Source organism: Acinetobacter sp. C32I (assembly GCF_023702715.1).
In the GTDB taxonomy this organism is placed as follows: domain Bacteria; phylum Pseudomonadota; class Gammaproteobacteria; order Pseudomonadales; family Moraxellaceae; genus Acinetobacter.
The window spans coordinates 2461233-2487341 of the sequence record NZ_CP098480.1 but is presented as its reverse complement, the minus strand read 5'-3'; the positions used below and the strand labels follow the sequence as shown (position 1 = coordinate 2487341).

At 42.2% G+C, this 26109-nt stretch carries 21 protein-coding genes; 8 read left to right on the top strand and 13 right to left on the bottom strand.

The annotated features are described in order from the left end of the window. Window positions 1–264 precede the first annotated feature (264 nt). Complete coding sequence (locus NDN13_RS11865; RefSeq protein WP_251115603.1) at window positions 265–2442, bottom strand: TonB-dependent receptor domain-containing protein; 2178 nt, start codon at window positions 2440–2442, stop codon at window positions 265–267. Between the two features lie 247 nt (window positions 2443–2689). Here NDN13_RS11865 and tig point away from each other — a divergent pair, with 247 nt between their 5' ends. The 4 genes from tig to NDN13_RS11845 all read left to right on the top strand — a co-directional run bounded on the left by tig (window position 2690) and on the right by NDN13_RS11845 (window position 7121). Further along, window positions 2690–4021, top strand: a complete 1332-nt coding sequence (gene tig, locus NDN13_RS11860; RefSeq protein ID WP_251115602.1) for a trigger factor — start codon at window positions 2690–2692, stop codon at window positions 4019–4021. Window positions 4022–4292: 271 nt separating this feature from the next. Then, on the top strand, window positions 4293–4898 hold the full coding sequence (gene clpP / locus NDN13_RS11855) for an ATP-dependent Clp endopeptidase proteolytic subunit ClpP (RefSeq protein WP_004775790.1): 606 nt from the start codon (window positions 4293–4295) through the stop codon (window positions 4896–4898). Between the two features lie 42 nt (window positions 4899–4940). Continuing rightward, window positions 4941–6251, top strand: a complete 1311-nt coding sequence (gene clpX, locus NDN13_RS11850) for an ATP-dependent Clp protease ATP-binding subunit ClpX (RefSeq protein ID WP_251115601.1) — start codon at window positions 4941–4943, stop codon at window positions 6249–6251. 153 nt (window positions 6252–6404) lie between these two features. After that, window positions 6405–7121, top strand: a complete 717-nt coding sequence (locus tag NDN13_RS11845; RefSeq protein ID WP_251115600.1) for a DUF2846 domain-containing protein — start codon at window positions 6405–6407, stop codon at window positions 7119–7121. Between the two features lie 24 nt (window positions 7122–7145). Here NDN13_RS11845 and NDN13_RS11840 read toward each other — a convergent pair whose 3' ends face one another. The 4 genes from NDN13_RS11840 to NDN13_RS11825 all read right to left on the bottom strand — a co-directional run bounded on the left by NDN13_RS11840 (window position 7146) and on the right by NDN13_RS11825 (window position 11143). Continuing rightward, complete coding sequence (locus tag NDN13_RS11840) at window positions 7146–7688, bottom strand: DUF2059 domain-containing protein (RefSeq protein WP_251115599.1); 543 nt, start codon at window positions 7686–7688, stop codon at window positions 7146–7148. Between the two features lie 151 nt (window positions 7689–7839). Next, window positions 7840–8538 (bottom strand): DUF2059 domain-containing protein, encoded by a 699-nt coding sequence (locus NDN13_RS11835; RefSeq protein WP_251115598.1) that lies wholly within the window; start codon window positions 8536–8538, stop codon window positions 7840–7842. A gap of 70 nt (window positions 8539–8608) precedes the next feature. Then, the gene (locus NDN13_RS11830) at window positions 8609–10135 is read right to left on the bottom strand and encodes a fumarate hydratase (RefSeq protein WP_251115597.1); all 1527 of its coding nucleotides are present in this window, start codon (window positions 10133–10135) and stop codon (window positions 8609–8611) included. 147 nt (window positions 10136–10282) lie between these two features. Then, entirely contained in the window at window positions 10283–11143 is an 861-nt protein-coding gene (locus NDN13_RS11825) for an AraC family transcriptional regulator (protein WP_251115596.1), read from the bottom strand. Between the two features lie 181 nt (window positions 11144–11324). On the opposite strand from NDN13_RS11825, the gene NDN13_RS11820 reads away from it, so the two are divergent. Then, window positions 11325–12239: a DMT family transporter gene (locus tag NDN13_RS11820; RefSeq protein WP_251115595.1), complete on the top strand. Its 915-nt coding sequence runs from the start codon at window positions 11325–11327 to the stop codon at window positions 12237–12239. 50 nt (window positions 12240–12289) lie between these two features. Beyond that, window positions 12290–12901 (top strand): class I SAM-dependent methyltransferase, encoded by a 612-nt coding sequence (locus NDN13_RS11815; RefSeq protein WP_251115594.1) that lies wholly within the window; start codon window positions 12290–12292, stop codon window positions 12899–12901. Window positions 12902–12952: 51 nt separating this feature from the next. On the opposite strand, the gene pta is transcribed toward NDN13_RS11815, so the two are convergent. The 3 genes from pta to NDN13_RS11800 all read right to left on the bottom strand — a co-directional run bounded on the left by pta (window position 12953) and on the right by NDN13_RS11800 (window position 17855). Beyond that, a complete protein-coding gene (gene pta, locus NDN13_RS11810; protein WP_251115593.1) occupies window positions 12953–15088 on the bottom strand; it encodes a phosphate acetyltransferase in 2136 nt (711 codons plus the stop codon). 29 nt (window positions 15089–15117) lie between these two features. Continuing rightward, window positions 15118–16293: an acetate/propionate family kinase gene (locus tag NDN13_RS11805; protein WP_251115592.1), complete on the bottom strand. Its 1176-nt coding sequence runs from the start codon at window positions 16291–16293 to the stop codon at window positions 15118–15120. Between the two features lie 296 nt (window positions 16294–16589). Beyond that, a complete protein-coding gene (locus NDN13_RS11800) occupies window positions 16590–17855 on the bottom strand; it encodes a glutamate-5-semialdehyde dehydrogenase (RefSeq protein ID WP_251115591.1) in 1266 nt (421 codons plus the stop codon). A 354-nt stretch (window positions 17856–18209) separates the two neighbouring features. On the opposite strand from NDN13_RS11800, the gene NDN13_RS11795 reads away from it, so the two are divergent. Next, the gene (locus tag NDN13_RS11795) at window positions 18210–19523 is read left to right on the top strand and encodes an alpha/beta fold hydrolase (protein WP_251115590.1); all 1314 of its coding nucleotides are present in this window, start codon (window positions 18210–18212) and stop codon (window positions 19521–19523) included. Between the two features lie 52 nt (window positions 19524–19575). Here the strand turns inward: NDN13_RS11795 and NDN13_RS11790 are convergent, their stop codons facing one another. Both NDN13_RS11790 and nagZ read right to left on the bottom strand, forming a co-directional pair. After that, complete coding sequence (locus NDN13_RS11790) at window positions 19576–20418, bottom strand: class I SAM-dependent methyltransferase (protein WP_251115589.1); 843 nt, start codon at window positions 20416–20418, stop codon at window positions 19576–19578. Window positions 20419–20708: 290 nt separating this feature from the next. Beyond that, window positions 20709–21731, bottom strand: coding sequence for a beta-N-acetylhexosaminidase (gene nagZ / locus NDN13_RS11785; protein ID WP_251115588.1), 1023 nt, complete (start codon window positions 21729–21731; stop codon window positions 20709–20711). 249 nt (window positions 21732–21980) lie between these two features. On the opposite strand from nagZ, the gene NDN13_RS11780 reads away from it, so the two are divergent. Then, a complete protein-coding gene (locus tag NDN13_RS11780) occupies window positions 21981–24164 on the top strand; it encodes a carboxy terminal-processing peptidase (RefSeq protein ID WP_251115587.1) in 2184 nt (727 codons plus the stop codon). A gap of 62 nt (window positions 24165–24226) precedes the next feature. Here the strand turns inward: NDN13_RS11780 and NDN13_RS11775 are convergent, their stop codons facing one another. The 3 genes from NDN13_RS11775 to NDN13_RS11765 all read right to left on the bottom strand — a co-directional run bounded on the left by NDN13_RS11775 (window position 24227) and on the right by NDN13_RS11765 (window position 26099). Further along, a complete protein-coding gene (locus NDN13_RS11775) occupies window positions 24227–24676 on the bottom strand; it encodes a DUF2147 domain-containing protein (protein ID WP_251115586.1) in 450 nt (149 codons plus the stop codon). A 223-nt stretch (window positions 24677–24899) separates the two neighbouring features. Continuing rightward, on the bottom strand, window positions 24900–25343 hold the full coding sequence (locus NDN13_RS11770) for a DUF2147 domain-containing protein (RefSeq protein ID WP_016541492.1): 444 nt from the start codon (window positions 25341–25343) through the stop codon (window positions 24900–24902). Between the two features lie 87 nt (window positions 25344–25430). Continuing rightward, a complete protein-coding gene (locus NDN13_RS11765) occupies window positions 25431–26099 on the bottom strand; it encodes an LrgB family protein (protein WP_016541491.1) in 669 nt (222 codons plus the stop codon). Window positions 26100–26109: the final 10 nt, after the last annotated feature.

Sequence of the window (26109 nt, the reverse complement as noted above, 5' to 3'; positions counted from 1 at the left end):
GATGAATAATTGTGCAAAATAGCAATATAGTGATGGTTATATTTAATTTATTGATATAAAAGTTTTTATTTAAATTTTTATTTAATTTAAGGGTGGGTCTTAGAAGGTCGAATATTTGAACATAAGGGGCAGAGAGTGGGGCTGAATGATCTTGATATGAATGTTTCTGTAAAATTGATTCATGGATAAGAATGTTTGACTGCTCTGAATAAATCAAAACCCTGCAAATGCAGGGTTTCTCAAATCATAATTGCAAGTTATTAATTAAAAGTCATAAGAGACTGATAACCAGAAGTTACGTCCTGCAAGGTAAGTGCCTGACATCCCGGAGCCAATCATCATATAGTCATAATAAGAGGCTGGATTTCCATTTGAATCAGTATATGAACCATTGCTAGTGAAATCTTTGTCGAGCAAGTTATTCACTGCACCATTGAAGCGTAATTGATCATTCACACTATAGCTTGCACCTAGGTTGAATAAGTTATAACCCTTTAACTTGTTGTTGGTTGCATTGTAAATCAGAGCATCGTCACCTGTAGTTTGCGCGATATCGTAGCGTTTACGCTCAGATTTATACTCATGTTGTAACCATAGGTCAAATGCGTCGTTAATATGCCAAGTTGAGGTCATGTTAAATGCATTTTTAGGAACATTACTTAGATATGAACCTTTATTCTTACCTTTGGTAATTTCGGTTTCCATATAGGTATATGCAGCTTTGATATCCCATTCAGGAATAATGCTGTATTTCAAACTGAGTTCAACACCTTTAGTTTCAGCTTCATCTGCATTGACTTTTTGTGCAAAAGTATCCTGAGTGATATGTGAGCCATAACTTACACAACCTGGCTGGTTCGGATTGTTTGCGGAGAAACAGTTCTGTAAGGCTGAACCCTCTGTAATTCGGTTTTTAATTTTGGTAAAAAACGTGGTCGTACTCAGATCTAGATTGCCGTTGTTATAGTTGAAGCCGAGCTCATAGTTGGTTGACTCCTCAGGTTTTAGATTAGGAGAACCAACGTTAAAAGTGGTGCCTTGTCCACTAATACTCACAATGCCATTGTGAAGATCTTTTGCTGAAGGGGCTTTATAACCAGTGCTCACGCCACCTTTTAAAGTAAGGTCATCAGTTGCATTCCAAACGAGATATGCGCGTGGACTAAATTGACCACCAAAACCAGAATGGTCTTCATAGCGACCACCAAGTGTAAAGCCGAGAGTATCGAGAATGCGCCATTCATCTTCTGCATAGATAGAGAAAGAGTCTTTTTTGAATGTCGCGCCAATGCCTGCAATATCATCTGCAATTTTAGCTTCTTTATATTCAGCACCAACTGTGAGTTTATGATCTGCGATCGGCATAACCACATGTGAGTCGGCGACGAAATCCGTATTTTTTAAAGTACGATCCTGACCAGCTGAAGCATTACCAGGGAATGTATTGCGCGGAATGGTACGCCCAACGGTCTCTGTTTTAGTTTGACTGATATACGAATTCCATTGACCAAAGCTATAGTCACCATTATGACCGACGGCGATTTGATCACGTTTAAATTCTAATTCATCTTTATAACCATTGGCACGTGCAGGTGTATCAAGTGTGCCTAAACGATTATCATCATTCTTATAGGTTTGGCTGGAGTGAAAACCATCAATCCAAAAATTATTTTGTCCATTTAATTTAAAGGATAGTTTCCCGCCGACATCGTAGATATCTGCTTCGCTTGGGCGTGGATCACGGCCAGAAGTCCCGGGAATGCGTTCAGATTTTTGACGATCTAAATAAGAACCACGAAGTTGTACGCCTAGCTTGTCTTGAATAATCGGACCATTGACCACGACACTGGTTTTCCATGAATCCGCTTCACCGCCATGTTCCATGACATTGCCACCGACGGTGACATTGCCATTCCATTCGTTACTAATTTTTTTGGTAATAATGTTAATCACGCCGCCCATGGCTTCTGAACCATAACGGGTTGCCATTGGTCCTCGAATCACTTCGATACGCTCAATTGACGCCAATGGTGGTAAGAAACCATTTGCAGACTCCCCAAAACCATTTGGAGTGACATCTGAAGAGGTAGTTTGACGACGGCCATCAATCAGAATCAGGCTGTATTCACTGCCTAAGCCGCGCATTTTAATATTTAAACCCGATGTTTTCCCAATACCATCTCGGATATCGATACCTGGAACATCTGCAAGTAGATCGGCAATGCTAGTTGCATTTTTCTTTTCAATATCTTCTTTTGTGACAACACTAATCGAAGCAGGTGCATTTTTAATATCTTGTTCAAAACCAGCTGCGGATACCACTATGGTTGGAAGTTGGTGTGGGTTGGTATTTTCAGATGCTGTCGTCGTATCTGCGAAAGCGGATGTGGTCATTGCCCCAAGTAATGCCAATGAAAGGGGATTCAAATTAAATTTACTCATAACTAGAGTTCCAAAGCTGGACGAGAAAATAGAACAAATGTTCAAAAAGAATGCAAAGTATAGTGATAATACTTATCACTAACAACAAAAAATAACGTTTCTTTTAAGATTCATTTAAGAAAACTATGATTTTGGCTAAAATGAGAAATATATTTGCTTTTTTAGCATCCGATTTTGTATATCCAGAAAGTTGTCATATAATGTGGCACTTTAAAAATTGTTATTACTAACTAATATCGAGGAAGCCATGCAAGTAACGACTGAAGCGGTTTCGGGCGTTGCCCGTCGTTTAAATGTTTCTGTACCGACGAGCCGTGTTAACGAGCAGTTTGAAGCTCGCTTACAACGCACTGCCAAAACTGTGAAGATCAACGGCTTCCGTCCAGGTAAAGTGCCTTTGAATGTTGTTCGCCGTGAATATGGTGCGGGCATTTATCAAGAAGTTGTGAATGACATCATTCGCGACACCGTATTTGAAGCAATTCAACAAGAAAAAATCAATGCGGTCGGTATGCCGAATATTGAGAAAGTTGAAAACAAAGATGATGCTTTAGTTTTTGAAGCGACTGTAGAAGTTTATCCAGAAGTTGAAGTGAAAGCTTTTGCTGACTTGGAAGTTGAACGTAAATCATCAGAAATCAACGACAAAGACGTTGATGTTATGATCGAAAACTTGCAAAAACAACGTCAAACTTGGGCTGTGACCAAAGGTATGGCGAAGAAAGACATGCAAGTCACTTTCGACTTCGAAGGTACTGTTGATGGTGAGAAGTTTGAAGGCGGCGCTGCTGAAGACTTTAAACTGGTACTTGGTTCAGGTCGTATGATCCCAGGTTTTGAAGATGGTATCGTTGGTATGAAAGCTGGCGAAGAGAAAGTCATTGATGTGACTTTCCCTGAAGATTACCAAGCTGAAAACTTAGCGGGTAAAGCGGCTCAATTCAAAATCACTGTGAAGCAAGTTGAAAAAGCAAAACTTCCAGAAATCGATGCTGAATTCTTAAAAATCTTTGGTTTGACTGAAGAAGAAGGCTTAGACAAGTTAAAAGCTGACGTTCGCAAAAATATGGAACGTGAAGTTCGCAACGGTCTTCGTAACCAAGTTAAACAAGCTGCATTTGATGCACTTGTTGCTGCAAATGAAATTGAAGTTCCAACTTCAATGGTTGCTCAAGAAATTGACCGTCAACGTCAACAAATGATCCAGCAGTTCACTCAACAGTTTGGTGCTCAAGGTGCAGGCGCATTTGACAGCAGCATGCTTCCAGATGAATTGTTCAAAGAACAAGCTGAAAAATCAGTTAAGCTTGGCGTACTGGTAAGCAAAGTATTGGCTGATGCTAAACTTGAAGTTGACCAAGCACGTGTTGATGCTTACATCGATGACATGGCTTCTTCTTATGAAGATCCAACAGAAGTTGTTGAATACTTCAAAAATGACCAACAGCAACGTGCTCAAATCGAAGCTGTGGTGTTAGAAGATCAAGTGGTTGATCACATCTTAGCTGCGGCTAAAGTAAAAGATGTTGCGATCAGCTATGAAGACTTATTAAAAGAACAACAAGCTCGTCGTGGCTAATCTTTTAAAAAGTTGATTCAAGAAAAAGGCGCTTAATGCGCCTTTTTCTTTTAGGCACTGCTTCGCTTTTATTGATGCATGTTGTGATAAGCCAAAACATCGTGGAAAGTGCTGCAAAGCCTCTGTTATGAAAGTGTTAATTTAATTCGAAATTGCCAGATTTTAGTCTAAATAATCGAATATTTCAGATTGAACCTTTTGCAATTTCATTGATTATCCCTCATATTGTTGGCATAGATCGAGTCACAATAATTTAGGAATAAGTAAACGTATGTATGTTCCAACAATTGAAAATGCTTTAGTTCCTGTTGTCGTTGAACAATCATCTCGCGGTGAGCGTTCATTCGATATTTTTTCACGTCTATTACGTGAGCGTGTTATTTTCTTAACGGGTGAAGTTGAAGATAACATGGCGAACTTAATCGTTGCGCAGATGTTATTCTTAGAAGCAGAAAATCCAGAAAAAGATATTCATCTCTATATTAATTCACCAGGCGGTTCAGTGACTGCGGGTATGGCGATTTATGACACCATGCAGTTTATTAAACCTGATGTTGTGACTTACTGTATGGGGCAAGCTGCATCAATGGGTGCCTTCCTATTGAATGCGGGTGCCAAAGGCAAACGCTATTGTCTTGAAAATGCACGTGTCATGATTCACCAACCATTAGGTGGTTTCCGTGGCCAAGCTTCTGATATCGAAATTCACGCCCGTGAGATTCTGTTTATCAAAGAGCGTTTAAATCGTTTAATGGCTGAACACAGTGGCCAAGATTATGAAACGGTTGCACGTGACACAGATCGTGACAATTTCATGACTGCACAAGCAGCCAAAGAATATGGTTTAGTCGATGAAGTACTAAGCAAACGTCCCTGATTTTTTAGGACCTAAGTTTAAGATTTAAGTTGTGGAGTAAATATGTCCGAACATCCTCAAGGACAAAAACATTGTTCATTTTGCGGTAAAACGCAATCTGAAGTTGGAAAGCTGATTGCAGGTGAGGACGCATATATTTGTAATGAGTGTGTAGATGTCTGCTTGGACTTGGTTCAAACCAGTCAACAAGTTGAAGCGGGTGATTGGGCAACCAAAGCCTTGCCGAAACCACATGAAATACGTGCTGCCTTAGACCAATATGTGATTGGACAAGATGTTGCAAAGAAAACCTTATCGGTTGCCGTATATAACCATTATAAACGTTTGAAAGTGGGTCAATCGACTCATGGGCATCAAGAGATTGAAATTGCGAAAAGTAATATTTTGCTGATTGGACCTACAGGTTCAGGTAAAACATTATTGGCGCAAACATTGGCTCGTTTGCTCGATGTTCCGTTTGCGATGGCTGATGCCACCACCTTAACCGAAGCGGGTTATGTGGGTGAAGATGTTGAAAACATCGTGCAAAAATTATTGCAAAAAGCGGATTACGATGTAGAGAAAGCGCAAAAAGGCATTATCTATATTGATGAGATTGATAAGATTACCCGTAAATCTGAAAACCCATCGATTACCCGCGATGTGTCAGGCGAAGGCGTACAGCAAGCATTATTGAAAATGATTGAAGGTACGGTTGCGTCTATTCCACCTCAAGGTGGTCGTAAGCACCCGCAGCAAGAGTTCATCCAGATTGATACAGCCAACATCCTGTTCATTTGTGGTGGTGCATTCTCTGGTCTGGAAAAAATTGTCCAACAGCGTCAAGAGAAGGGCGGTATAGGTTTCACTGCAGATGTGAAGAATAAGGACGACAGTAAAAAAGTCTCTGAATTGTTCCGTCAGGTTGAAGCGACGGACTTGGTTAAATTCGGTTTGATTCCAGAATTTATTGGTCGTTTGCCTGTGATTGCAACTTTAGAAGAACTGGATGAAGAAGCGTTGATGCAGATTCTCACAGAACCTAAAAATGCATTAACACGCCAGTATCAATACCTGTTTACGATGGAAAATGTAGATCTTGTATTTGATGAGTCTGCATTACGTGCCGTGGCGAAGAAAGCACTTGAACGTAATACAGGCGCACGTGGTCTGCGTTCTATTCTAGAAAATGTATTGCTGGAAACCATGTATGACTTACCAAGTCGTACTGATGTGGGAACCGTGATTGTGGATGAAGCTGTCATTAATGGCACAGCCAAACCAACGTTCAAAGCAGAGCGTTTACCACAAGTCGGTACGCCAGAACTGATTGAAAAGAAGGATTTGAAGGTGATTGATTCTAAATCAGCTTAATTCTCATTCATCTAAAAAAGCATGAAAGGCTTGGCTTTTCATGCTTTTTTTATTTGCAATTGGGCGTTGAGGTGTTAATCTTAAAAAATTGAAAAAATGTGCATAGTTTTGCGCGGTTAAAAATAAATCCAAGAAAACGCCTTGAGGGATGTCATGCGTTATTTAATATTGTCATTATGTTGTGCAGGGGTGCTGGCTGGCTGTCAAAGTCATAAGACAGTTGAAGAAAAACCAACCGCACTGACTGCAACACTACCCCCAGTTGATACAGCAAAAGAACCAGGTCTATTGGATCAATATCACGTTGGTGGCTTTAGCGTAGGTGGTTGGGTCAATCAAAAGTTAGGCCAATATTACACACCCATCAAACCACAAAATGAACAAGCTGCGGTGGTCTATTTATATCGTCCAGATACCCGTTGGAATCGTCAAGAAATTGCAGCGGCCAATTTATTTATTAATGGGCATCGAATTCCGAGTTTATTACATAATCATTATTACTGGTTGGAACTTCCTGCGGGCACCTATCGTCTGAGTGTGAGTCGTCCTTTGGCAGGATTACATTTCCAAAAGCCTAAGTATTTAGACTTCACTGTCGATGCTGCACAAACTTATTTTATTAAATACGATGAAGAAAATAAGATTTCGCGCAGTGAACACACAGGTCCTTTTATGATCACACCTGATAAGGTAGCGCATCAAGAAATTGCCTTTACCCGATTAAAATCATCGAGTTATAACTTCGTGGCTCAAGATGCTACAGGTAAAGTCCGCTCTAAACCACAAGAATTAAAACCAGCGAAATATGATGAAAAATCAGAAGTGCATTTGGTTAAGCCATTTAAACTCTGGAATCCTTTGACTTGGTAAGAAGGCTCATCAAAAAAAAGCCGTTTATTCTTCTTGAATTAAAGGTTGGATGATAGTGAGAAACTGCTGTTGCAGTTTCGAACTTTGCTCTGGATCATTTAAGGTTTTTTGACTGAGGTTATTCATGTATTGAAACACATTGGTGCTGATTTGCATGGTTTTTTGATTGATGGATTGGCCTTCAGGTGTTTTTAAAAACTTTAAATAAGCCTGTATTTCTTCTTCACTCAGTGCATCGGCATAAATCTTCTCAATCGCCTGTAGTGTTTCAGGACGGGCAAATACTTTTGAGCTGGTATCTTTGAGCAATTGGCTTAGCTCTAAAACGGCGAGATGCTCTTGAGTTGTGGTCAGTTTTTCTTTACCGAGCACCCGCAATAGAATATTTTCAGCTTCGAGGTCAAGCGTCGGTTGCATTTCATCAAGTGAGGTATTTAACACATGTTCAAGGTCACTGAGTTTAATCAGTTCCTTGACCGATTTGCTCTGAGCTGGGGAGGCAAAAGTACTTGGCATACTACCGAAAAGGCACAGTCCAATGACTAAGCTGAACATCGATTTATTCATTTGCGGATTCCCTTATTCTTTGCCTCTTTTTTATAATTTAGCAGAAGTTATAGGCAAAAAAATAGTCGAATACAGAGATCCGACTATTTGAATATTACGCTGTAGCAAAAGTATGGATTAGGTCTTAGACCGGGCTCTAAAATTAAATTGATTACTTTAGCTCTAATGCAGGTTGCCCTTGTTTAGTTTTACTTTCTTGTTCAAAAAGAGGCATCAGAATATTTTCGATTTTCTGATTAACTTCTTTTTGGACTTTTGGGTCCTGCATCATTTGGCTCGACATCTCAATACTATTCTGCATGATTTTACTCATCAGCAAGCTATTTTTCTTATTGATTGATTGTCCGATAGGGGTTTCAAGAAATTGAATATTTGCTAAGACTTCTTCTTCTGTAAACGTTTGCATGTAGGTATTTTTCAACATTTGCAGAAACTTTGGATCAGAGATGAGTTTATTACTAAATGATGCCGTGACATCAGCAATTTGATTCGCTGCTTTCTTTTGTTCAGCGTTTAAGGTTAAGGTTTTGAAGATGTTTTTTAGCATCTCTTCCGCTTGCTTATCATAAACAGGGCGCATTTCTTGTTGGGACTGAGCCAGTGTTGCTTTAATGTCGCTCAGTTCCATTGCTCTTTCTACGGATTTACTGGTGGCAGGTTGAGCAAAAATAGAAAAACTGCAGGTAGATAATAGGATACAGCTAAGAGTTTGTTTGAATTTTTTCATAAGATATTGAGTGATCTTTAATCTGAGTGTGATGAGTTTTTGAGTGAAAAATACCTGATTTTTGATTTTAGCATGTTGAGAAGGAAAAGAATAAAATGGATATTGATATGCATACGAGCCCATTTATTTATAATTTAAATCTATCCGTATTCAAATAAAAAAGGAGCATCGATCTGATGCTCCTTTTTGGCTTTTATGACGCAGCAGCATCTACCACTGGAATCTTACCGATTTTTGCTTGCCAGATTTTTGGTGCAGTGGCATGGATTGAGGTACCATTCACATCAACTGCAACAGAGACAGGCATATCTTCAACCACGAATTTGTAGATTGCTTCCATACCTAAGTCTGCAAAAGCAACAACTTCAGCCTCACGAACTGCTTTAGATACAAGGTAAGCAGCGCCACCAACAGCCATCAAGTAAGTTGCTTGATTGTCTTTGATTGCTTCAATTGCAGCAGGACCACGGTCTGCTTTACCAATCATACCGAATAAGCCAGTTGCTTCTAACACTTGACGAGTGAACTTATCCATACGGGTTGCAGTTGTTGGGCCAGCAGGACCAACCACTTCATCGCCAACTGGATCGACTGGACCCACGTAGTAAATGAATTTACCTTTGAGATCCACTGGAAGTTCTTCGCCATTATTTAACATGTCGACCATGCGCTTATGTGCAGCATCACGACCTGTATAAATGGTACCGTTCAATAATAATGTATCGCCTGGCTTCCAAGCATTCATTTCTTCTTGAGTAATGGTATCCAGGTTGACCCGCTTCGATTGAGACGAATCCCACGTTACAGCAGGGTAGTCTTCAAGTTTTGGTGCTTGAATATGTGCAACACCAGTACCATCTAACTGGAAGTGTGCGTGACGAGTCGCAGCACAGTTTGGAATCATACCCACTGGCTTACCTGCCGCATGACATGGGTAATCCTTGATTTTAATATCAAGGACTGTGGTTAAACCACCAAGACCTTGTGCGCCAATACCCAACGCATTCACTTTCTCGAAGATCTCGATACGGAGTTCTTCCATTTTGCTTTGTGGGCCACGATGAAGTAATTCGTCCATGTTGATTTCTTCCATGAGTGCTTCTTTTGCAAGCATCATGGCTTTTTCAGCAGTACCACCGATACCAATACCGAGCATACCCGGTGGACACCAACCTGCACCCATAGTTGGAACAGTTTTAAGTACCCAATCCACGATTGAATCAGATGGGTTTAACATCGCAAGTTTAGATTTATTTTCTGAACCGCCACCCTTCGCTGCGACGGTAATATCAACTTTATTACCAGGAACGAGTTTGTAGTGAATCACGGCAGGCGTGTTGTCTTTGGTATTTTTGCGACCAAAAGCTGGATCTGCTAAAACAGAAGCACGGAGTACGTTTGAGTTTTCTAGATAACCTTGGCGTACACCTTCGTTTACAGCATCATCCAAGCTCATGGTTAAATCAAATTTAACGTCTAAGCCAACTTCAAGGAAAACGTTAACAATCCCTGTATCCTGACAGATTGGTCGGTGACCTTCAGCACACATACGTGAGTTGATCAGGATTTGGGCAATAGCATCTTTTGCAGCTTTGTTTGCTTCACGATCGTAAGCACGGCTCATCGCTTGGATGAAGTCTTGCGGGTGATAGTAAGAAATAAACTGCAGGGCATCCTTGATTGATGTAATCAAGTCATCTTGTTTGATGATCGTTGTCATATCAAATTTCTCTTGAGCGGGCGATTAGCTGGCGGGCTAAATTATATGACAAAAAGGAATGAATGTGGGAGTTTTAGCTTAGATTTGGCGAAAGGTCTAAACTGAGCCTTCGATTAAATTGCATCAACAAAAGATGCGCTGTGGATTTTAGTTTTTTCTCAGTTGAGATGGACTATAGCCAAACTGTTTCTTAAAGCGATGGCTAAAATGGCTGCTGGAGCTAAAACCATATTGCACAGCAATCTCTGTCAGATTCGCTGTAGTCTGTTCCAGTGCTTGATGAGCACGCTCAAGACGGCGTTGCATCACATATTGATGCGGTGGCATCTGCATCGATTGTTTAAACATATGCGCAAAATGATACTCGCTGAGTTGCGCTTGTTGCGCCAGATCAGACAAGGTCAAACTCAAATGGAGATGTTGATCAATCCATTCCAATAACTGCTTAAGCACATAAGGCGAGAGCCCCCCTTTAACTTCAGGTGCTTGCCATCGGGCATGACTGTAATTTTTGATCAGATGATTGAGTAACAGCGTTGTTGCGGTACTCATCTGCAAATGGTTTTCACGATCTTGCCATGCGCCATTGAGTAAGAAGTGTCGATAGATCATCGAAATTTGTGGGTCAGCCACAAAAATTTGTGGGTTTAAAATGATCTGACTCGGTTCCCGATCCCAGACTTGTTCGGCCACACGTTGTAAGTGCTGTTCAGTATAGTAAAGATGTACGAAGGTGAGTGGATCACGTAGGTCCCAAGTCGACTCGAAATCTTGTGGCATTAGGCACATCCGGTCAGGGCCACCGCCATTGTGCCAGCCCTGTTGGGTTTTTTGATAGCTTTCATAACCGCCCTGAATATACATACTCAAAGTGTGGTGATTGCTACAGACGCTGACACGGTCTTGGTTATTTTGCCACATGGCCAACTGCATACCCGAACCCAGTTCTACCGAGTCGAGCAATTGCGCTTTATATTGCTGTAATTGATCTAGAATCTGATATTTCATCTTCTATACGCAGTGCCAAATATGATCCAGTTTAGTGTAGAACGTTCAGCCAGTTTTGTCATCTGGTCAAAAAATCTAGAAAAACGCAAATCCATGACAATCACCGCAAGATGGTGCAAGTAATCATGACCGCAAAAGCAGCAAAATAGTCGTCGAGGTAATTGAATTTGGTTCTAATGATATGAATGCGCTGTTATATGCTTTGGTGGTGGTGATCTGGGGAACCACATGGATTGCGATCAGTCTGCAACAACAAAGTGGGATATCAGCCAGTGTTGCGGTGTTCTGGCGTTTTTTTATTTCTGCAATGGTGTTATTTGTTTTCGTCGCTTTGAGCCGAAAGTTGCAGAAACTCGCCGGTAAAGATCATCTGTTTTGTATGTTGCAGGCCTGCTGTATTTTTGGCTTTAACTTTGTCTGTTTTTATTATGCGGTGCAATATATCAGTAGTGGTTTAGAGGCCGTTATTTTCTCTATGGCGGTGATTTTCAATACCATCAATGCCCGATTATTTTTCTCTCAGCAGGTTTCTTCGCGCTTTTATCCTGCGGCCTTATTAGGTGTACTCGGGATTATTGCTCTGTTCTGGCATGACATGGTAGGCACCACTTTAAATCGCAATACCTTGATCGGTATCGGGCTCTGTATTTTAGGCACCTATGGTTTCTCTTTGGGCAATATGATCAGTACGCGCCATCAAAAACATGGCTTGGATATTTTTACCACCAATGCCTACGGGATGTTGTATGGCTCACTGCTGATGGCGTTGATTTCATGGTTTAGACAGGATCAGTTTTTCCCGAGTATGCAATTCAGTGCAGTCAGTGCTTTACTGTATCTCGCGATCTTTGGTTCGGTGATTGGTTTCACTGCCTATTTCTATCTGGTCGGACGGATTGGTGCGGGTAAGGCAGCCTATAGTACCTTGTTATTTCCTTTAGTGGCCTTAGTGATTTCGACGGTATGGGAGGATTATCATTGGCAAATGAATGCGGTGATCGGGGTGGTTTTAATTCTATGTGGCAATGCAATTTTCTTTGTGAAAGGGCCGCAAACCAAGAAAATTCAGACATTAAATAAGCCAGAATCTTGTTAAGATTTTGCTCAATGGCTTTAAAAAAGTAATGACGCATCATAGGCAATGACATGGTACAGGAATATCTAGCACAGCATATTATTGAACTCTATCAGCAGCATGCTCGTGAATGGATTGAACTACGAGGTAAGGTGCTATCTGAGAAAGTTTGGCTAGATCGGTTTCTAGCATTACTCCCAAGCTCGGTAAGTATTTTGGATTTAGGTTGTGGTTCAGCTCAACCTATTGCTGCGTATTTTATTGCTCAAGGACATCAGGTAACAGGGGTAGATGCTTCGGAATACATGATTGAAATGGCACGGCAGTCTTTCCCTGAACAAGTCTGGGTGCAGCAAGATTTTCGGGAGTACTTTACTGAACAAAAGTTTCAGGGCATTGTTGCGTGGGATAGTTTCTTCCATTTAACCCAAGATGATCAACGCAACATGTTTAAACGTTTTGCCGAATATGCACAATCAGGTACAGCTTTAATGTTTAGCAGTGGGCCTGAGCAGGGTGAGGCGATTGGTTCGTTATGTGGAGAGCCACTGTACCATGCCAGTCTCTCAGCGGAGGAATATCAGACTTTGCTGCAACACAATGGGTTTAAGCTGATTAAAATGATTGCTGAAGATGTTGAATGTACGGGGCATACGGTCTGGTTGGCTCAATACTGCAAATGAAAAAGCCCTTTCAATGTAAAGGGCTTTTTCAATTTCAAGCGAATAGTGGATTTAATCTTGTTGCTTCGCCTGAATCGCCGTCAGGGCAATGGTAAACACAATATCATCGACCAAAGCACCGCGAGACAAGTCATTCACAGGTTTATTTAAACCTTGTAGCATCGGGCCGACACTCACCACATTGGCAGCACGTTGTACCGCTTTATAGGTGGTATTACCTGTGTTCAGATCAGGGAAAATAAACACATTGGCACGACCTGCGACTTGTGAGTCTGGCGCTTTTTGGCGACCGACACTTTCAACCGAAGCAGCATCGTATTGTAATGGACCATCAATCAATAAATCAGGACGGCGTTGCTGTGCGATTTTGGTCGCTTCAGCCACTTTCTCAACATCTGCACCCGTGCCCGAAGTTCCTGTGGAATAACTGATCATGGCAATACGCGGATCAAGACCAAAGGCTTTGGCTGAATCGGCAGACTGAATCGCAATCTCGGCAAGTTGTTCTGCATTTGGATCTGGATTGATGGCACAGTCACCATAGACATAGACTTCATCAGGCAACAACATAAAGAAGATTGATGACACCAGTGAGTAGTTTGGAGCGGTCTTAATCAGCTGGAATGCCGGGCGTACGGTGTTGGCCGTGGTATGAATTGCACCAGACACCAAACCATCAACTTGATCGAGTGCCAACATCATGGTGCCGAGTACCACGGTATCTTGCAACTGTGCTTTGGCTTGTAGTGCGTCGAGCTTACTTTTACGCAGTTCTACCATCGGTTCGATGTATTGATCACGAATGGTATCAGGGTCAATGATCTGTAAATCATCGGGTAACTGAATACCGCGTGCTTTAGCCACTTCGGCAACCGATTCAGGTTTTGCCAATAAAATACACTGTGCAATGCCACGGGTTTGACAGATGACAGCCGCTTGTACCGTACGTGGCTCATCACCCTCAGGTAGGACGATGCGTTTTTTCGCAGCAATGGATTTTTGTACCAGCTCATAACGGAACGCTGAAGGTGACAGGCGAGGATGCAAGTTGTTCTGGGTATGTTGATCCAGCCAATTGCTATCCAAATGACTCGATACGAAACGGGTGACTTGCTCGGCACGTTCAGTATCATCTATTGGAATTTCATTGCCAAAGCGATGTAGCAATTGCGCCGTTTCCAATGTATCTAAAGGCGTGTGTAAGATCGGGAGCCCTTGCTTAATCGCACTTTGGCAAAACTCGAGTACATTGCTTGCAGGCGCAGCTTGTTCGGTTAACACCAGACCCGCCAGCGGTGTACCATTACTGCTGGCAAGGCTGGCAGCCAAGATCGCATCGGTGCGTTGTGATGCGCTAATAATCAATTCGCCCGCAACAAATTTATGCAATTCTGATTCGATATTGGATGCAATTAAACTGGTATGCAGAATACGACGTTGTTTGGCCTCACCTTGATGTAACCATGTACCATTGATGATCGAAGCGATATCTAAACTACGTGGCACACTGAGGGTATTGCTGAATGGCACCAGTCCAATAATCGGCAGCTCATCGGTGCCCATAAAGCGGTTATAACGTTGTAATTCTAAGGCAAACGCATCGATGTGCTGGTCTAGGCGTAGACTCGGATCAAGTGTGACCGGAATTTCGGCCGTACCCTCAGGCAAGCCTTTGGTCCGCATAAACAACACGCCTGTCGTGCGTGCTGAGGCCGCGCCACCGAATTGACGTAAGTGCGCGTCGACTCTTTCTGCTGTTTTACGTGGATCAGCTAAATCTGCGGTGCTGACCAAAACCACTTGCGCATCCAGTGCTTGTGCCAGTGCGGCATTGATTTCACTGACAAAATGATCTTGTCCATTCGGAACCAAACCTTCAACGATAATCACATCATGATCAGCCGAAATTTGGCGGTGTAGTGCAACAGCCTCCTCAAGTAACTCATCTGTTTCACCCAAAGCGATTAGTTGAGTCAGTCTTTCATAGGTGATTGGCTCGGCAGATTTATGCTGAAATAAATGGCGATAGAGTGTCGTGGTACGGTCAACAGTGGTGTCTGCAATTTGAGAGTAGGGTTTTAAGAAACCCGCATTAATCCCTTTACAATCTAGCGCGTAGATCATACCTAAGCAGGCTGAAGTTAAGCCAACACCTTCACCTGTGGGGATGAGTAAAATCGTATTCATAATGACCTTAGAATTGTCTAATATTTTGATTAAATCGTGTGTTCAAGTACTTGGCGTGTTTCTTTGGCGATACGACCTTCTTCATCTGTTGGAATCACCCAAATTTGTGGTCCTGCACCATTGTCGATACGACCTTCACTACCGCGAGGCAATGCATTATTTTTCTCTTTGCTGAACTGCAAACCAAAGTGCGCTAGGTAAGCTAAGGTTTTTTCACGGACATATGCTGAATTTTCACCAATACCACCTGTAAATACTAAACCATCCAAACGCGGTAAACCGCAACTTAAAGCCGATAAAGATTTGGCTAAGCGATAGCAGAACACTTCAATCGCAAGGGTTGCACCATCATGACCATTTTCAGAGGCTTCAACTAAGGTACGCATATCATTGGATAAACCAGACAAGCCCAATAAGCCACTTTCTTTATTCAACATGCTGTCAATTTTTTGGATATCCCAGCCGAGGTTGCTGGCAAGGAATAGATGTAAGCTTGGATCGACATCACCACTACGGGTGCCCATGACTACGCCTTCAAGCGGGGTCATGCCCATTGAGGTATCGACGCTATGACCATTCCATACTGCACAGGTTGAACTGCCATTGCCTAAATGTGCACTGAGCCAGCCGCCTTCATTTTTATGGCCTGCCAATTCGCTGGCGCGTTCAGTCACATAAGCATGGCTGGTTCCATGGAAACCATAGCGACGCACTTGATGTGCTGTATATAAAAATTGTGGCAAGGCATAACGGTAGGCGCGTTCAGGCATGGTTTGGTGGAAGGCAGTATCGAATACAGCAACTTGTGGTAATTGTGGGAACAAGCGCATGGTTGCTTCGATCCCAATCAAATGTGCTGGATTGTGTAGAGGGGCGAGAGGCGTTGCGGCTTCAATACGCTCAACCAACTCTGGTGTGAGTAATTCTGCTTTAGTGATGTCGCCGCCGTGAACGACACGGTGTCCAATCGCCTGCGGGTTATAGTTGGCTAAACGTGCCAATAAGGTTTCGAGTGCTTTGGCATGATCTGCATACGGAATTAAAAGTTCCAGTGGTTCGCCCCCAAGCGTGATGCCTTTGATACGGGCATCTGCCGAGCCTAAGTTTTCTGCCAAACCATAAATACGATCTTCACGACGTTCAGAAATGAGCGCGTATTTGATTGATGATGAACCACAGTTAATTACTAATACAGATATAGCCACGTTTGAACACCTAACAGATTTTAAATTTTATGATGAACACTTTGATTTTGCTGCAACGCATGAGGCAGTGGAATCAAGCGCAATGTTTTAACATGGGATGTCGTCTTGGCGAAGATAGACTTTAGCCTATACGACCCGTTTATAAATCAACCTATTCAGTATAGTTAGGAAATGAGCAGTTGTTTTGATTGATCTGTTGATTTTGTCATTGTTTTTTGTATGTAAATATATAAAAACACGATAAAGATCAAATGAATGGCCTTTATCGTGTTTCTGTGTCCGAATACTCGATTTTGTTATTGGCGGATTTGACCGTCACCAAAAACGATCCATTTTTGTGAGGTTAAACCTTCTAGACCAACTGGACCACGAGCATGGATTTTATCGGTTGAAATACCGATTTCTGCACCTAAACCATATTCAAAGCCATCAGCGAAGCGGGTTGAAGCATTGATCATCACCGAACTTGAATCCACACGCGCCAAGAACTCACGGGCTAGACTAAAGTTTTCAGTAATAATCGCATCGGTATGGTGTGAACCATACTTATTGATATGTTCAATCGCTTCATCCATGCCAGTGACCACTTTAACTGCAAGAATGGGTCCGAGATATTCGGTATACCAATCTTCCTCTGTCGCTGTTTTTACGGATACACCTAAAATACGTTGAGTTTCGGCGCAACCTCGTAGTTCAACCTGTTTTTCAGCATAAAGTTCGGCAATACGCGGTAAGAATTCTTCCGCAATGGCTTCATCGACCAATAAGGTTTCCATGGCATTACACACACCATAACGATGTGTTTTGGCATTGAGTGCAATCGGTAAGGCTTTCTGTAAGTCTGCTTGTGCTTCAACAAAAACATGGCAGTTGCCATCTAAATGCTTAATCACAGGAATACGTGCTTCATTGCTGATACGTTCAATCAGGCTTTTACCACCACGTGGCACTATCACATCAACGAATTCAGTCATGGTAATCAGGTGACCCACTGCGGCGCGATCAGGGGTATCAATCACTTGAACCGCATGTTCAGGCAAGCCTGAAATTTGTAGGCCATGTTGAATCGCAGTTGCAATAGCTTTATTCGATTCAAGTGCTTCTGATCCACCACGTAAAATAATCGCGTTGCCAGATTTTAAAGCCAATGAAGCGGCTTCAAGGGTTACATTGGGTCTTGATTCATAGATCATGCCAATCACACCCAAAGGAACACGCATTTTTCCAAGCTGAATGCCTGATGGGCGATAGGCCAAATCGGTAATTTCTCCAATTGGATCAATCAAGGCAATCACATCTTTTAAGCCTTGCAGCATGCCTTTGAAACGTGCGGGGGTAAGTTCTAAACGGTCAAGCAAAGCACTGTCGAGTTGACGTTGACGGCCATTGTCCATATCAATTTGATTGGCTGCTAAAATTTGGGCTTGATTATTTTCCAAAGCCGTATAGATTGCAGATAGGGCATGGTTTTTCAAATGCGTTGATGCGCTCGTTAATACACGAGAAGCTTGACGCGCTTGAGCACCGACCTGTTGCATATAATTTTGAATAGAATCTTGCATAGCAGTTTGAGATTTGCATGTATTTATAAAGATAGTAACAGTCAACGGCTGAACAATGAATAGGCTGAACTGACAATTCAAAAAATTATGAAGCGTTAATTGGCGCAAAAGTTTTTATTTTAATGCGATGAAGATATTGAATCTAAAGCTGAGATTACATATTTTGCAAAAGATTAATGTTCTAAACAAGATAAGTGGTTAAGGAAATGATTGCGTATAAAACGTGCATATGTATAGAATGAAAAAGTATAGGATAAATGTAATACAAATTTTATAAATTTGTTAACTTGCAAGTAGAAATCGCTGAAAATGAGATTCTTGCAACAAAAAAATAAACAAGGATGGAGGAAGGACATGAATTCCATTATCCAAATGGACTCGGATATAAATCATACCTACACAGGCTTTGGTTTTTTCGACATTTACAATAAAAACAGTTTTAAGCAACCAGCGCGTACTACGTGGATCGATGGTTGGAAAATTGAATATATGGCAATTGCAGATCCGAAAACGATCCACAACACGCCGATTGTAATTGTCGGGGGCGCATTTCAAAATTTTAACTCTTATAAGTATTGTGTTGAGCAACTCTTTGAGAGTGGTCCTGTTATTTTAATCGATTTACCGTCAATGGGTGCGAATCAACAAATTCGCAATGTTGATACAGGTGAGTCTGCTGGAATTCTGGAGCTGCCTGATTTATCTAAAATGCTCGGTCAATGGTTGGATATTGTGGGCTTTGATAAAGTTTCAGTGATGGGCATGTCATTGGGTTCTGTGGTGGCTTCTTCATTTGCAGATCAACGCCCTGAGCTGATTGATCGCATGGTGTTGATGGGGGTGATGCAGAAAACCCGTAAAAGTTGGCGGATGCTGCTGGAGGAATCACTGCATTTAATGCGTGAAGACCGTATGGAAGAATTTGGCCAAGCCGTGATTCTGTATTTGGTGAATCATGCCAAGCTTGATAAAACTCGGATGTCACCAACAGCCAAGCGTTTATTCTTCAGACAGATGGCCGAGTTTAGTGCAACTGAACGTGAGCGTTATGAAATTAACTGCAACCGTTTATTGCGTTTAAGTGATGTGCCTGTGCCTCAATGTAAAACTTTGGTGGCTGCTGGGCAGTATGACAGCTTTACTTTGCCGCACGAAAATGCTGATTTTGCTTTGCAATGCCAAGATATGCAGTTCGCTTTAATTGCCAATGCAGATCATGTGCCGCAACTACAACGCCGTAAAGAAACCATGAATTTGTTTACCACCTTCTTAAAGGGAGAATCCATCGACAATTTAGATGGCATTATCACAATGAGTCGTGAACAAATGCAGCAGATTGAGCGTCGTGGGGAAGAGCGTATTGCAGTATTACAGCCTGAAAGCAAACTGTCACATCGTCATCTTGCGATAGAAGCGGATGTGAAGATTGTCGATATCACCTACTTTGGGGTGTATTTAAAACTTCACAATCTTGAGCTGCTTGATTTTGTAAATCAACACCCGCGTGACTTAGCGCTGCATTTAGCAGATGAAGAAGGCGAGTTTAAAATTGAATGTTTAATCTTTGATGCAACTGAGCAAGGACTGCGCATCTTGTTTAAACATGGCAGTTTTGATATCGCAGAGCGTTTGACGCGCTTTATTCAACGCCAACAGCCAATTGAATAACGCGTATTCCAAGATTAAAAAAAGTGGCAATTTGCCACTTTTTTTGTGGATGTTATTGATTGGTCGCTTGGATCACCCAGACCAAGTCACCTAAATGCTGCTGCGTATTTTCTAAAGTCGCTTGCTCAAAAAATTGTTTCGGTTGCAGGACTTCAACTTGATTAAAACCTGCTTCGTGGAAAAATTGTTCGATTTCGGCAGGGGTCTTAAAATGAAAGCTAAAGGCACTGCGAGACATCCATTTTAATAAACGACTACTGTTCCAGATAATCGTCGCTAATTTGTTTTGAGTGGGTTCTGGGTATATATCAGTTAAATAATGCAGCTCTTTAAAGCCTTGACCATAGTTGGCAATGGCTTGAATCAATTGTTGTAATAGTGATTTTTCAAAGTAATTGATGAGTCCTTCACTAATGATCACCAATGGACGTTGAGGATCAAATACTTCAAAAGCAGAGGCAAAGGCATCGGTAAATAAATCGACAGACAGAACTTCATCTACATTGTTTTCAATTTGTTGCAGTGCTGCCTGTTTGGTGGCGGCCATGTCAGGTAAATCTAGTTCACGGTAGCTGATGTTTGGATAATGTTGTCTAAACCACCAACCACGTGGCGATAGACCACAAGCAATTTCAAGCACTTGTAGGTCAGGATGTTGCTCAATCAATTCTTTTAACTGGTTGTCGAGCATGCTGTGACGTTGTTTGAGCGTGGTGCGCATACTGCCACCGACATATTTTTCTGCCCAACTTTCAATTGGGTGAACTAAGGCTGCCAGCGTTTTTCCTTTTGCTGTTGCCAGTGCTGGATGTGAGATCCCCATTTGGTACCAGATGTAGCCGGTGTAGTGTGCGGTAAATGAAATGTGGCGATGTTTCGAAAGTTGTTGTGTCATCTGTCCTAGACTCTATTTTTCCTAATTGGGATATATAAAATTAATCTCTTTTTTTTAATTGAGATTTTTCTATCAAATCCGATTTTAGGTTTGTTATTTACTATCGTGGGGCGGCATGGATGCCGCCGTTGGGCTGGGGTTACAAGAATGTACCCTCAGCCTAACAAAGGATTTTTGCTTACTTTTCATCCCTGAAAAGTAAGTCGAGCCGAAGGCAAAATTCTTTAATCAGATGAGCACTCGGCAAGATTCCATTATGTTAATAAAGCGATGAAAAAACCTAAGTAAAGTTAGAACGAATTTTTAAACTCTTCAATGACTTTTCTGACGCTGTGCCAGTTTTCATCGTCTAAAGACAATGTGGTGCCAACCTGAATATTTGGAATTTTACCGCGCATACGCTCTAAACGTTGTTGATTTGGTAAGGCCAAGGTTTGAATTCCATCTAATGCAGTACATGCCGCTGCACGGTCATTACACACTAAGCCCATATCACAACCCGCATTTAAAGCCGCTTGAATACGTGCATCGGCACCGCCTGCGACACAGGCAGCCTGCATGCTTAAGTCATCTGAGAAGAGTACGCCGTCAAATTTAAGCTGTTGACGTAAGATTTCTTGTAACCAGAACGGTGAGAAGCCTGCTGGATTTGGATCGACTTGATCATAGATCACATGAGCTGGCATGAGCGCATCAAGCTGAGGCATCAACTTGATAAAGCTCTGCATATCTTTGTCATAGATTTCTTGGTATGAGCGACTGTCAATTGCAGCGGCAACATGTGAATCCGCTTTGACTGAACCATGCCCAGGGAAATGTTTGCCCGTAGTGGCCATGCCTGCTTTTTTCATACCACGCATAAAGGCATCAGCCAGTGGCACGATGTCTTGCATGTTTTTGGCAAAACCACGATCACCAATCACATCACTCACATCATTCAGGTCCAAAACAGGCGCAAAGCTAAAATCAATGCCAACGGCGAGGACTTCAATCGCCATTAACCAGCCGCACTGCTCAGCCAGTTCAAGTGCTTGTTGTGGATTGCTGAGGTAGCGTTCGCCCAATCGGCCCATGGCAGGAAGTAGAGTAAAGCCCTGTCTTAAGCGTTGTACACGGCCGCCTTCCTGATCAACGGCAATCAAAATCTCAGGACGGATTTGACGCATATGGTCGGTTAAGGCACGGACTTGTTGAGGGGATTCAATATTTCGTGCAAATAAAATCATGCCACCGACTTGCGGAGCTTGTAATAGTTCAATATCTTCTTGAGTAAGTTCTGTGCCAGCAATATCTAGCATCAACGCGCCGATCATAAGGATTCCGTTTGATTTTTGATAAAAAAATTGATGAAAAAAACGATAGCTAAATTGTGCAATGATTTGCTACATTTTGTCAGTACAGAATATGATAAAACTACATGATATTGATGATAAGTGCTTGTTGGTCATTTATTTATGGTGACCGATGAGTTTTACATGTTGGGAAGTACTTGGGTGAAATATGTTCATTTCAATCAGCCCCACATGTAATAATTGCCATATCCAAGGAAGTACCAAAATTTTATGAAACTTCAAATGATAGCGTGTGCAGTTGCAATCGCGACTGGTGGTTTATTTTTCTCTCATACCATGAATGAGGCATTTGCGGCGACTGAGGCACCTGTCGTTTCAACGGTAATCAAGCCATCACAAGAACAGGCCTTGGTTGCACGTCAGTTAGCCACATTGGTTGATCGTCAGCATTATTTAAATATGCGCTTAGACGCAACCACGTCAAACCGTATTTTGAATATGTATTTGGATAGTCTGGATCCAGATCATTCATTATTTCTGAGCGGCGAAGTGGAAGACTATCAAAAAAAATATGGGTCAACCTTTGGCAGTTCGTTAAAAGCAGGTAACTTAACTGGACCATTTCTGATTCATGCGCAATATCGTGATCGTTTGAAACAATTCTATGAGTTTATGTTGGCTGAGTTGAAAAAGCCGCAGAACCTGAATCAAAAAGACGTCTATCTCGATACAGATCGTGAAAAAGCACCGTATTTTAAAACCACGGCTGAGCAACAACAACATTGGCAAAGAATGTTGGTTTCACAGTTGATCAATTTAACCATTAGTAAAGAAGAAGAGCAGGCCAAGCAAAAAGCGCTGAAAGCAGACCCATCACTGGCGAATGGTCAGGATTTAACAGGGCCTGAGGACTTAACCCCTGTTCAAACTTTAACGAAACGTTATACCCGTCAGTTAGAGCGTATTGGCCGTGTGAAAAGCGATGATGTGCTGGATAAAACCTTAAATGCCATGTTGGCAACCTATGATCCACACAGTAACTACTATCCACCGATTGATGCGATGGAGCTGAATCGTCAAACCACTTTACAGTTGGAAGGAATTGGGGTTTCGATTCGTCCTGAACGTGGCAATGAAGATTACACCAAAATTGAAACCATCGTTGAAGGTGGGCCAGCCAGTAAATCAGGTCAGGTGAAATCAGGCGATCGTATTATTGGCGTCGCGCAAGACGGCGAGAAAATGGTCGATGTGATTGGTTGGCCGAGTTCGGAAATTGTGGGACTGATTCGTGGTAAACGCGGTACCAAAGTAGTAGTACGGTTACTGGGTGCGGGTGCATCGATGAGTCAAGCCCGTAATGTGACTTTAACCCGCGATATTATTCAAGAAGAAGATGCGGGTGTTCGTTCTCGTACGGTTGAAATCACTCGTGATGGTAAAAAGTATCTGTTTGGTGTGATTGAAATTCCGTCGTTCTATTTTGACTATCGCTCACGTCGTGCAGGGACCGAATATCGTTCAGTCTCTGAAGATACTGCGAAGGCTCTAGAGTCACTCAAAGCACAAAAAGTTGAAGGTATTCTGGTCGACTTACGTAATGATCCAGGTGGTTCTTTGGAAGAAGTGGCACGTATGCTTGGTCAGGTGATCAAGTCTGGCCCAGTGGTACAAATCCGTGATGGTAACGGTAACGTGAATGTATTTGAAGATACCGATGGTGGTGAGCAGATCTATGCAGGTCCAATGGCTGTTTTAGTGAACTTGGCATCAGCGTCAGCAAGTGAGATTTACTCTGCGGCGATTCAGGATTATGAGCGCGGGATTATCATTGGCAGTACCACCACAGGTAAGGGAACAGCACAGGTTCAGTTAGACTCTTTGGCTTATGGTCAGGCGACGTTAACTCAACGTAAGTTCTACCGTATTACGGGTGGAAGTACCCAAAACAAAGGTGTAATTCCAGATATCAAGTTGGTTGATATTTACAACGAAGAGTTTGGTGAGCGTAAAGCGAAAAATGCCTTGAAGTGGGATACCATTCCAACCGCACCATTTAAGCGTGAAGGCTCTGTTCAACCTTATGTGGCAAAACTGTCACAGTCATCTGAACAACGTGTTGCAGCTGATTCTCAATTTAAATATTTAGAAGCACGTAAAGCAATTGCCAAGAAAACTTCAGATCAGAAGAAAGTGGTACTCGATATTGATCAGCGTCGTGCCGAATTGATTGATCTTGAGAAACAAACCTTGAATGCCGAAAACCAACGCCGTAGTGCGACAGGTTTAGTACCTTATGCCAACTGGGAAAGTTATCAAGCTTCAATCGATGCCTTGGTGGAGTCACGTGCCAAAATGAAAGCACACCTGCGTCCACCATTGCCTGAGGAAGAAACCTTTATCAATGAAGCGGCAAATGTCCTGTTAGATTACTCGAAGTTGCAGTCTCGTTAACCGTTACAGTGAACTAGCCATAAAAAAGCCCTGTGTGATACAGGGCTTTTTTTATGAGTGTTTTAGTTGACCCGAATCCAGATTTGACTGCGTCCTAATACTGAGACGCCGACATAGCCACGTAAGTGCAAACGTTGTCCATTAGCGCTGAGCTTTGCAGTCAAGCTATAAACACGGCCACTATTGGGGTCAAGGATTTTTCCACCTGTGTAGGTGAGGTCCTTTTTATGTTTTAGCTTGGTGATGGCATTCAAACCTAAAATCGGTTTGTTGGTATAAGGTGCAGGGCAGTTTGTACAAATTTCTTTAGGGGTATAGCCTGTGCGCGGGGTAATTTTGATAATTTTGCCTGTGTAGGAACCGTCCGCTTCTTGTGTAATTTCAACCTGTCCTTTGGGTGCACCTGTTACATCATCCACGCTTTGCCAAATCCCCGTAATATCTTGGGCAAAAGTAAAATGACTGAGGGTCAATAGGAAGAAAAAAGAAATCAGTTTGTGCGAGATGTGCATGTGAAAGCCTCCTTGCTGCCATGTATCTGGCTATTATTTCGGATTTCTAATCACAGATTCAATCATTATTTTACAGTTGTAAATTATTAATCGTTGACGTTTCAATCAATTTTATGGGACGAAATAAAAAAGCTTCTTCATCTTTTTATGCGAATGAAGAAGCTTTTTGACTGCAACCGAGATCAAAGAAAAGCACATCATGTGACTTTTAAGTGAATTGATTTTACTCGGCACGAATCCAGATTTGATTACGACCTAAAGCGGATACACCGAGATAACCCCGTAAATGTAAGCGTTTACCATTGGCACTGAGTTTGGCTTTCATACTATAAATTTTGCCAGTATTCGGATCTAAAATACGGCCATTGGTATAGTTTAAACCTTCACTATATTTTAAACCGGTCACCACATCTAAACCCACGATTGGTTTGTTGGTATAAGGCGCAGGACAATCCACACAGGTTTCTTTCGGTGTATAGCCAGTACGTGGCGTAATTTTGACTACTTTGCCTGCATAGGTGCCATTCGCTTCTTTACGAATTTCAACCAGTGCCTTTGGCGCCCCCGTTTTGTCATCAATACTTTGCCAGAGCCCCGTAATATCCTCTGCAAAAGTAAAACTGCTCACCGCAGATAAAAGTAACGCACTTAATAATTGTTTGCCCATCATTAAAAATCCTTTTAACGTTTAAGCTTACATTATGGAGGATATCTGACAACTAGTTCAATCTTTATGTGATATTTGTGGCAAATTTTAGGATAAAGAGAGGATGAATGTCGGGAGCCAAATGGCTGTAAATACACCATTTACTGCCATACCAAAGGCCGCATAGCGTCCTGTAACAGGGCCACGTTGCCAAGCTTGCGCTGTACCGATCGCATGGGCAGCTAAACCTAAGGCCAGACCCGAAGCACGTTCATCATGAATATGTTTTAAGATCCACGGCGAAAATGCAGCCCCAATCACCCCTGATAAAATCACAATCAGCGTGACCATCATTAAAGGAGCGTGCAGTAGCGTTGCGATGTTCAAGGCAATGGGGGTAGTCACAGCGCGGGTGGCAAAAGCCATGATGGTTGGTTCAGACATGTGCAGTAAATAGGCCAAGCCCATCGGTAAAGCAACGGCACTGATGCTGGCGAAACATAAGATGCCAATCATTGATTTGAGCGGTAAATCATCATAACGCATGGCGGCCAATGGAATGGCCAAAGCAACTGTGACATAGCCAAGCAGATGACTAAAAACGTTGTTCACATTATCCATATATTGTTGATAGGGAATACCGAAAATGGCTAAGAATGCGATGACAATAAACATGCCAAACACAATCAGAGGAATCTGTGGAAATTTCTGATTCAGCGGTTTGGCAAGCAGATAACTGATGAAGGTAATGATGAAGCCATAGATAACCATTGACATAGATCAGCTC